Consider the following 3308-nt stretch of genomic DNA (forward strand, 5'->3'; position numbering starts at 1 on the left):
GTTATAGTCTCGTGGGCTCGGAGATGTGTATAAGAGACAGAGGAAGGGCTGTTCAAAGCGGTCGTCCGGCAGTCCATCCTGCCGCAGTTCCAGATGGGCGAAGACCTTTTGGACAGCTTCACCGGCAGCAGTGAGGAGTTCCTGCGCATCCTGACCCGCGGTTTCTGGGAGATGGAGCAGAGTCCCAACGCCGGACTGTCGAAGCTGGTCATCGCCGAAGCGCAGAACTTCCCCGACCTCGCCCGCTTCTACATGGAGGAGGTCGTCTTGCGCGGCCGCCGCTTCTTCGCGCGCATCCTGCGCCGCGGCATTGAGCGCGGGGAGTTCCGACCGGTGGATGTGGAGCAAATGGCCCGCGTCATCGCCGCCCCGCTCAGCATGCTGTCGCTGTGGAACCACTCGCTGCGCCCCTTCGAGCCGGACCCCGCCGCGGCCTCCGCCGAATCCTACCTCGACGCCTACCTCGACCTCGTCCTCAACGGGCTGAGGGCCGAACCCAAGGACCGCATCCCATGATCGACGCCGCCCGTTCCGATGGTCCCGCCGCCAAGCCGCGGCGCCGGCTGCTGCTGCCCCTGCTGATCGCCGGGGCGCTGGCCGCGGGCGGCGTCGCCTGGAAGGTGACGAGCAGCCGCGACGCGGTGTCGCCCGCCGCGGCCAGCCTGCCCCCGGCGGAGCGGGCGGTGGAGCTGTCGCCCGTCGAGCTGACCCGCATGGCCCCGCGCCGTCTGACCGAGTTGGTGCGGCTCAGCGGCTCCGTGAAGCCGATGGAGCAATCCATGGTGAAGTCGGAGGTCGCCGCCCGGCTGGTCGAGGTGCCGGTGCGCGAGGGGCAGGCCGTCCGGAAGGGCGATGTGCTGGCCCGCTTCGACACGGTGGAGCTTCAGGCCAAGCTGGATGAGAAGCTGAGCAATCTGGAGGGCGCCAAGGCGCAGCTCGTCCTGGCGGACAAGACCCGCGCGAAGAATCTGGCGCTGCGCCAGAAGGACATCGTCTCGGAAACCAACATGGATCAGGCGCAGAGCACCTTCCGCTTCCAGCAGGCCACCGTCGCAGCGCTGGAGGCCCAGGTGGACCTCGCCCGCAAGGCGCTGCGCGACGCGGTGGTGGTGAGCCCGATTGACGGAACGGTGGCCGAGCGGGCGGTCAATCCCGGCGAGACGTTGGCGGTCAACGCCAAGATGTTCTCCGTCGTCGATCTCAGCCGCGTCGAGGTCGAGGCGGCGGTGCCCGCCGACGACGTGGCCCGGCTGAAGCCCGGCCAGACCGTGCGGCTGCGCGTGGAGGGCTTCGGCGAGCGCGACTTCGTCGGCCGGATCGCCCGCATCAACCCGATGGCCCGCGCCGGCACCCGCGCCATCCCCGTATACATCGTCCTCGACAACGCCGACAGAGCCTTGCGCGGCGGCATGTTCGCCGCGGGCGACGCGGTGGTCGACGAGGTGGAGGGCGCCTTCGCCCTGCCCCCGGCGGCCGTCCGCCATGACCAGGACGGTGACTTCGTGCTGGTCGTCTCCGGGGACCGGGTGGAGCGCCGCAAGGTCGAGGTGCTGGGCGCCTGGGCGCGCGGCGATCTCATGCAGGTGCGCGGGCTGGCCGACGGCGATCTGGCGGTGACCGCCCCCCTGCCCGGCTTGACCGCCGGGCGGGCCGTCAAGGTCATGGGTTCGTAAAGGAACGCGCCGCGCCATGCCGATCACCCGCATCAGCGTCGACAACCCCGTCTTCGCCACCATGATGATGGTGGCGCTGATGGTGCTGGGCCTGTTCTCCTACAACCGGCTGGGCGTCGACCAGTTTCCCGACGTGGACTTCCCTCTGGTCGTCATCTCCACCGAGTACCCCGGCGCCAGCCCGGAATCGGTCGAGACCGACGTCACCCGTCCCGTCGAGGACGCGGTCAACACCATCGCCGGCATCAAGACCCTGACCTCCCGCTCCTACGAGAGTCAGTCGGTGGTGATCGCCGAGTTCGACCTGAAGACCGCCTCCACCCAGGCGTTGCAGGACGTGCGCGAGAAAGTGTCGGCCCTGCGCCCCAAGTTCCGCGACGAGGTGAAGGACCCGCAGATCACCCGCTTCAACCCGGACGACCAGCCTATCCTCTCCCTCGCGGTGAAGTCGGATATCCGCAGCTTGCGCGACCTGACCACCATGGCCGACCAGATCGTCCTTAAGCGCCTGCAGAACGTGCGCGGCGTCGGGCGGGCGACCATCGCCGGCGGGGTCAAGCGGCAGGTCCAGGTGCGGCTGCGCCCGGAACGGCTGGAGGCGCTGGGCGTCGGCGTCGACCAGGTCCTCAAGGCGATCCGCGACGAGAACCAGGACATTCCCGCCGGCACCGTCTCCGGCAACGGGGCGGAGCGCGTCGTCCAGGTCGATGGTCGCGTCATCAACCCGCGGGAGCTGCTCGACATCATCGTCGCGCGTCGCGGCGGCGAGCCGGTGCGGCTGCGCCAGATCGCCGAGGTGCTGGACGGCCAGGAGGAGCAGGACTCCGTCGCACTGTTCAATGGGCAGCCGGCGTTGGCCGTCGACGTGGTGAAGATCCAGGGCTCCAACACGGTGGAGGTGGCGCGCGGACTCTACAAGGCGCTGGACGAGCTGCGCCGCGACGGCTCCCTGCCCTCCGACGTCGCCCTGGAGGTGGTGCGCGACACCTCGCGCGGGATCATCAACTCGCTGAGCAACGTCCAGCGCACGCTGGTCGAGGGTGGCGTGCTGACCATCGCCATCGTGATGATCTTCCTGGGGTCCTGGCGCAGCACGGTGATCACCGCGCTGACCCTGCCGGTGGCGGTGATGGGCACCTTCGGCGTGTTGGCGGCCTTCGGCTTCACCCTGAACACGATGACGCTGATGGCGCTGTCGCTGGCCATCGGCATCCTGATCGACGACGCCATCGTGGTGCGCGAGAACATCATGCGCCACCTCGGCAAGGGCCAGGGGCACCGGCAGGCGGCGCTGGACGGCACCAAGGAGATCGGGCTGGCCGTCCTGGCGACCACGCTGACCATCGTGGCGGTGTTCCTGCCCGTCGCCTTCATGGGCGGCATCATCGGGCGCTTCTTCCTGCAATTCGGCATCACCGTGTCGGCGGCGGTGCTGATCTCGCTGTTCGTGTCCTTCACGCTGGACCCCATGCTGTCCAGTCTGTGGTACGACCCGGCAGCCCACGGGCGGCACGGGCGCGGCGTCTTCGGGCGCTTCGCGGCGGGCTTCCAGGGCGCCTTCGACGCGCTGGCGCGGGTCTATGGCCGGGCGCTGCGCTGGGCGCTGCGCTGGCGCTGGCTGGTGCTGCTGATGGC

The 3308-nt window shown here is 69.3% G+C and carries 3 protein-coding genes; all 3 read left to right on the plus strand.

The genetic code is table 11. The annotated features are described in order from the left end of the window. The first annotated feature begins 93 nt into the window (after nucleotides 1-93). On the plus strand, nucleotides 94-516 hold the full coding sequence (locus Q4I23_RS31700) for a TetR-like C-terminal domain-containing protein (RefSeq protein ID WP_498528861.1): 423 nt from the start codon (nucleotides 94-96) through the stop codon (nucleotides 514-516). After that, a complete protein-coding gene (locus Q4I23_RS31705) occupies nucleotides 513-1673 on the plus strand; it encodes an efflux RND transporter periplasmic adaptor subunit (protein ID WP_498528862.1) in 1161 nt (386 codons plus the stop codon). The genes Q4I23_RS31700 and Q4I23_RS31705 overlap by 4 nt, the downstream gene beginning before the upstream one ends. Nucleotides 1674-1689: 16 nt before the next feature. Further along, nucleotides 1690-3308: efflux RND transporter permease subunit (locus Q4I23_RS31710; protein WP_498528863.1), on the plus strand; the 1619-nt coding region annotated here is incomplete at its 3' end.

Source organism: Azospirillum sp. UFLA03-27 (assembly GCF_059803775.1).